At 65.0% G+C, this 5,350-nt stretch carries 7 protein-coding genes; all 7 read right to left on the reverse strand.

Going from position 1 to position 5,350, the window contains the following annotated elements; translation table 11 throughout:
- Positions 1-602, reverse strand: a 602-nt coding sequence (gene surE, locus VN004_RS02355) for a 5'/3'-nucleotidase SurE (RefSeq protein ID WP_325606636.1), incomplete at its 3' end; no start/stop codon positions are given.
- A 148-nt stretch (positions 603-750) separates the two neighbouring features.
- Positions 751-2,157 carry a serine--tRNA ligase gene (serS, locus tag VN004_RS02360; protein WP_325606638.1) on the reverse strand — a complete coding sequence of 469 codons (1,407 nt, stop codon included), beginning with the start codon at positions 2,155-2,157 and terminating at the stop codon, positions 751-753.
- A gap of 212 nt (positions 2,158-2,369) precedes the next feature.
- On the reverse strand, positions 2,370-3,179 hold the full coding sequence (gene tatC, locus VN004_RS02365) for a twin-arginine translocase subunit TatC (protein ID WP_325606640.1): 810 nt from the start codon (positions 3,177-3,179) through the stop codon (positions 2,370-2,372).
- On the reverse strand, positions 3,176-3,646 hold the full coding sequence (gene tatB / locus VN004_RS02370) for a Sec-independent protein translocase protein TatB (protein WP_325606643.1): 471 nt from the start codon (positions 3,644-3,646) through the stop codon (positions 3,176-3,178). Before tatB ends, tatC begins: the two co-directional genes overlap by 4 nt.
- A gap of 77 nt (positions 3,647-3,723) precedes the next feature.
- Positions 3,724-3,972, reverse strand: a complete 249-nt coding sequence (locus VN004_RS02375) for a twin-arginine translocase TatA/TatE family subunit (RefSeq protein WP_325606645.1) — start codon at positions 3,970-3,972, stop codon at positions 3,724-3,726.
- Between the two features lie 77 nt (positions 3,973-4,049).
- A complete protein-coding gene (locus VN004_RS02380; protein ID WP_325606647.1) occupies positions 4,050-5,156 on the reverse strand; it encodes an ABC transporter ATP-binding protein in 1,107 nt (368 codons plus the stop codon).
- Positions 5,157-5,350, reverse strand: a 194-nt coding sequence (locus VN004_RS02385) for a hypothetical protein (RefSeq protein WP_325606649.1), incomplete at its 5' end; no start/stop codon positions are given.

Here is a 5,350-nt window from a genome sequence, read left to right on the forward strand (position 1 = left end):
GAGCGGCCATCGAAGCGCGGCTCGATCCGCAGCAATTCCTGATCGCGCCGGCCCTGCGCCGTCACCGAGAGCCCCTGCACCGCATCGGCGTGGCAATCGGGGAAATTCACGTTGACCAGCGAGCCTTTGGGGATGCCGGTGGCCAGCACCTGGCGCACCACCTGCGGGCCGAATTTGCGTCCGGTGTCCCAGGGCACGTTGTCCCGATTGCCGGGCCCGTAGGCCTGCGACAGCGCGATCGAGGGGATGTTGAGCACCGTGCCTTCCAGCGCGCCCGCGACTGTGCCGGAATAGCCGACGTCTTCGGCGACGTTCTGGCCGCGATTGACGCCCGACAGCACGAGATCGGGCCGGTGCTCGCTCATGATGTGACGCACCGCCATGATCACGCAATCGGTCGGCGTGCCCTTCACCGCGAAATGACGCGGACCTATTTCGCGCAGCCGCAGCGGATCGTTCAGCGACAGCGAATGCGAGACGCCGGAATTGTCGGTCTCGGGCGCGACGACCCACACGTCATCGGACAGGGCGCGGGCAATGTCCTCGCAGACTTTCAGTCCCTCGGCGTGAATGCCGTCGTCATTGGTGACCAATATGCGCATTACGATCCTCGCGTCCCGGACGCAGCGCAACGTGAAACGGTGCGCTGCAGAGCCGGGACCCATGCAAAACGGAGACGAGAATGTGGGTCCCGGAACAGCAGCGCATCACTTCGTGCTGCGCAGCATCCGGGACACGAGCCCGTCCTTCTCATTTCTTCTTCTCGATCACTGTCATGCCGCCCATATAGGGCTGCAGAACCTCCGGCACCAAGATCGAGCCATCGGCCTGCTGGTAGGTCTCCATCACCGCGATCAGCGCCCGCCCGACCGCGACGCCCGAGCCGTTCAGCGTGGTGACGAAACCCTTCACCTTGCCGTCCTTGCCCTTGTAGCGCGCGTTCATGCGGCGCGCCTGGAAGTCGCCGCAGACCGAGCAGGACGAGATTTCGCGATAGGCATTCTGGCCGGGCAGCCAGACCTCGATGTCGTAGGTCTTCTGTGAGGCGAAGCCCATGTCGCCGGTGCAGAGCGTGACCACCCGATAATGTAAGCCCAGCCGGCGCAGCACTTCCTCCGCGGAAGCGGTCATGCGCTCGTGCTCGTCCATCGCCTGTTCGGGCGTCGTGATCGAGACGAGCTCAACCTTGGTGAATTGATGCTGGCGGATCATGCCGCGCGTGTCCTTGCCGGCGGCGCCCGCCTCTGCCCGGAAGCACGGGGTGCAGGCGGTGAGCCGCATCGGCAGCCGCGCTTCGTCGGTGATGTCCTCGCGCACGAGATTGGTCAGCGGGACTTCGGCAGTGGGGATGAGCCAGTAGCTGTCACGGTTGTCGAGCGCAGCCTGAATTCCTTCAAGCGCGGCCTGAATCGCCGGAAGCGAGGCGTCGGGACTGAGGGCGTCCGCTGTCTCGGATCGCCATGCGTCCACGTCGACAATCGTCGATGTGTGGAACTGATCTTCCTTGAATTTCGGCAATTGCGCCGTCCCGAACATCGCGTCGTCGCGAACCAGGATCGGCGGATTAACTTCCGTATAGCCATGCTCCTGCGTGTGCAGGTCGAGCATGAACTGGCCGAGCGCGCGTTCGAGCCGCGCCAGCGCGCCGGTCAGGACCACGAAGCGCGCGCCGGAAAGTTTCGCCGCAAGCTCGAAGTCCATCATGCCGAGCGCTTCGCCGAGCTCGAAATGCTGTTTCGGCGTGAAGGCGTAGTCCCGCTTTGCCCCGTACCGGTGATGCTCGACATTGCCGTGCTCGTCCACGCCGTCCGGCACCTCGTCCAGTGGCAGGTTCGGCAACTCGGCGAGCGCCTTCTGCAGCACCTCGTCGGCGACCTTCGCGTCGGCATCAAACTTCGGCAACTCGTCCTTGAGCGCCGCAACTTCCGCCATCAGGGCGGCCGCCCTCGCCTCGTCCTTTGCTTTCTTGGCCTCGCCGATCTCCTTCGAGGCGGCGTTGCGGCGCGCCTGGGCCTGCTCGAAGGCGGTGATCGCGGCTCTCCGCTTTTCATCAAGCGCGATCAGTTCGGCGGCCTTGCCCTTGAAGTCGGACTTCCGCCGCATCAGGCGGCGGTCGAACTCGGCCGGATTGTCGCGGATCCATCGGATGTCGTGCATGGCGAAGCGTTACCTCGATTCGTCAGGCCCGCGGCCATGGCGGGCATCCAGGTCGTCGCGGCACACCGCCGCGAGACGACGTGGATGGCCGGGTCAGGCCCGGCCATGACGGTGGAAGGGCTGCGGCGTAGCACCGATTCATGGCGTTAGCCAACGCCCGTCGGCCACGAATTTGGCAAGACCGATGACGGCCTCGCGCAGGCCCGCCAGCCCTACGCCGGCGTCGCTTCGTCCGCCGCGGGCTGCGGTTGGGCCTTTTTCTCGACCATCCGCGCCGACCAGATCGCGGCCTCGTAAAGCAGCATCAGCGGGATCGCGAGCGAAAGCTGGCTGATGACGTCTGGCGGCGTCAGTACCGCGGCGAGCACGAAGGCGCCGACAATGAAATAGCGGCGCTTCTGGCGCAGCTGCTCCGAGGTGATGACGCCGATCCGCGCGAGCAGCGTCAGGATCACCGGGAGCTGGAACGCCGCACCGAAGGCGAACACGAGCGACATCATCAGCGAGAGATATTCACCCACCTTCGGCAGCAGGGCGATGTCGGCCTGACCGGCGACACCGGTCTGCTGCATGCCGAGCGAAAACCGTACCAGCAGCGGCATCACGACGAAATAGACCACGAGCGACCCGAGGACAAAGAAGATCGGCGTCGCGATCAGATACGGCACGAAGGCCTGGCGCTCATTGCGATAGAGGCCCGGTGCAACGAACATATAGATCTGCGCGGCGATCACCGGGAAAGCCAGAAACCCCGCGCCGAACATCGCAAGCTTGAGCTGCGTCAGGAAGTATTCGAGCAGCGCGGTATAGATGAATTTCGAATTCTCGACCCCGGCCACCCAGACGAACGGCCAGACGAGGATATTGTAGATCTGCTTGGCGAAGGCGAAGCAGAACACGAATGCGATCGCGAACGCGATCAGCGCCTTGATCAGGCGCGAGCGCAATTCGATCAGATGATCGAGGAGCGGCGCCTTGCTGGCCTCGATCTCGTCTTCGTCCTCGGGCCTGCGATTGCTCATGCGGCCCCGCCTCCGCTACCCGGCTTTCCGGAACCCGGCGCAATGTCGATCGTCCCGTCAGCGGCAACCATGGGAGTTTCGGGTATCGCTGGCGGCGGCAATTCGGCCGCAACGTCGGTGACCGATGCCCCGGCGGACGGCTCGATCGCACCCGGGTCGGCGGTGGAAACGGCCGGACCGGGATCGCTGCCGAGCGCCGCTTCAACCTCTTTCTGAGCGGTTTCGAGCGGATTGGTGAAAGTAGACGTCGCCTTGGCGCTGGCCTCGTCGAATTGCCGCTTCAGGTCGGCAACCTCGGCCTCGCGCATCGCCTCGCGAAACTGATCCTGGAATTCCGACGCCATCCGCCGGATCTTGCCCATCCATTGTCCGACCGAACGCAGGACGCCGGGCAATTCCTTCGGCCCGATGGCGATCAGCGCAACGACGCCAATGACGAGAAGCTCGCTCCAGCCAATGTCGAACATGGACCTTCAACTCCAAGGGGCGCCCAACCTTCCGGATGGCGCCCCTTCTTGCCGCGAGCGTCTGCGGCGCGGCCCGCTCAGGCGGTGCCTTCGAATTTCTTGTTGGTTTCGGCCTGCTGCTTCAGGTCGGTGCCGGCATTGATGGTCTTCATCGGCTCGCCGGGCTTGCCATCCGCCTTGGCGGTGTCGTCCTCCGACATGCCTTTCTTGAAGGCCTTGATGCCCTGCGCCATGTCGCCCATCAATTCGGAAATCTTGCCGCGGCCGAACAGAAGCAGCACCACGACCACGACCACGATCCAGTGCCAGATGCTCAAGGAACCCATAGCGCGAAACCTCCGCGTAACCTCCGGAAGGCGCGTTTTCCCTGACTGGTCAGGCGCGCCGGGACATTGATCGGAAACTAGGCTTCGGGCGCGGCAAAAACAAGGACTTCGGCCGGATCGCATTCCAGGCGCAGCCCATCGTTAACCTGCGGGATGGCGTCGCGCAGGAGCCTGCCCTTCAGCGGCGCATCAAGCCCTTCAACCGCAACCTCAACGAGATCGACATGGCCGAGGAACTGGCGGTGCAGGATGCGAGCCTGGGCGCCGGAACCACCCTGACGCAGCCGCAGCGCCTGCGGGCGGATCGCCACCAGTGCGCGCGCGCCGTCCCCCAGATCCGGCGCGGCAAAGCGCCCGACCGGCGTCTCCGCAAAGCCCCCGCGCACGGTTCCGGCGACCTCGTTCAGTTCGCAGAAGAAGCGCGCGACGAAGAGGCTGTTCGGACGCGTATAGACCTCCTCCGGCGTGCCGGCCTGCATCAGCGAACCCCGATGCATCAGCGCGACGCGATCGCCCATCCGCAACGCCTCTTCGGGATCGTGCGTGACGATGATGCAGGTCACGCGTGACTCGCGCAGCACGTTGAGCGTGTCGTCGCGGACCTCGTCGCGAAGCCGGCGGTCGAGCCCGGAAAACGGCTCGTCCATCAGCAGTACGCTCGGCCGCGGCGCGACCGCACGTGCGAGCGCGACGCGCTGCTGCTCGCCACCCGACAGCATGTGCGGATAGGCCTGCGCATAGGCACCGAGACCGACACGATCCAGCGCGCGCATCGCTTCGCGTTCTGCTTCCGCTTGCGGCAGCGACTTCAAGCCGAACATCACATTGGCAAGGTTGGTCAGGTGCGGAAACAGCGCGAAGTCCTGAAACATCAGGCCGACGCCGCGCCGCTCCGGCGGCAGAAAGCCCGGACCTTCCGACACGGCACGATCGTTGATCAGGATGCGGCCTTGCGCGGGTTCCTCGACGCCGGCGGCAAGGCGCAACAGCGTGGTCTTGCCGCAGCCGGATCGGCCGAGCAGGCACATCGTCTCGCCAGGCTGGATCTCCAGCGAGACATCGCGCACCGCGGTGACGTCACCGTAGCGATGGGTCACATGCTCGAATGACAGCTTCGCCGCTATCGAGGCAGGCGTGCGCCCGGCTTCGACTCGAACCAGTCCGGCGCCGGTACGCGCAGTCATCTACTCCTCGGGCTGATCCCCAGCCGGCTGATCGCTGGACAGCTCATCACTGGACGGCTCATCGCTGGATGGTTCATCGCTGGACGGCTCGTTATCGGGCGCCGAATGCTCCAGACGCTCCTGTTCTTCGACGCCATCCTCGGCCAGACCGGCAGGCGGTTCGTCTTCTTCGGCACGCGGCGCGAGAGCAAGAT

This window comes from Pseudorhodoplanes sp., assembly GCF_035565855.1.
In the GTDB taxonomy this organism is placed as follows: domain Bacteria; phylum Pseudomonadota; class Alphaproteobacteria; order Rhizobiales; family Xanthobacteraceae; genus Pseudorhodoplanes.

What these genes read in the sequence shown, in the direction of transcription:
- serS (WP_325606638.1), bottom strand. Translation starts at nt 2,157, where the DNA reads ATGCACGACATCCGATGGATCCGCGACAATCCGGCCGAGTTCGACCGC.
- tatC (WP_325606640.1), bottom strand. Translation starts at nt 3,179, where the DNA reads ATGAGCAATCGCAGGCCCGAGGACGAAGACGAGATCGAGGCCAGCAAG.
- tatB (WP_325606643.1), bottom strand. Translation starts at nt 3,646, where the DNA reads ATGTTCGACATTGGCTGGAGCGAGCTTCTCGTCATTGGCGTCGTTGCG.
- VN004_RS02375 (WP_325606645.1), bottom strand. Translation starts at nt 3,972, where the DNA reads ATGGGTTCCTTGAGCATCTGGCACTGGATCGTGGTCGTGGTCGTGGTG.
- VN004_RS02380 (WP_325606647.1), bottom strand. Translation starts at nt 5,156, where the DNA reads ATGACTGCGCGTACCGGCGCCGGACTGGTTCGAGTCGAAGCCGGGCGC.